The organism is Peribacillus sp. SIMBA_075 (genome assembly GCF_046534585.1).
On the sequence record NZ_JAWRYN010001685.1, the window covers coordinates 1 to 233 of the forward strand.

At 41.6% G+C, this 233-nt stretch carries 1 pseudogene; it reads left to right on the forward strand.

What is annotated here, in order from left to right:
- Positions 1-233 (forward strand): annotated as a pseudogene (locus tag SB775_RS34160) (IS3-like element ISBsp3 family transposase); the annotation flags it as partial.

Genomic DNA, 233 nt, shown 5'->3' on the forward strand with positions numbered 1-233 from the left:
TACTTCATTAGAAATGGATATCGTTTACGAGACTTTAAATAAGCTTAAGCAGGCTGTGTCTCACGAGTTCCATCCGAGTGCAATGCTTCATTCTGACCAGGGGTTCCATTACACCCATCCGCTATTTCAACGCAATGTGAATGAACTTGGGATAACCCAATCCATGTCTTTCAAGGGAAACTGTTGGGATAATGCGCCAATGGAAAGTTTCTTTGGCTACTTTAAGTATTTGG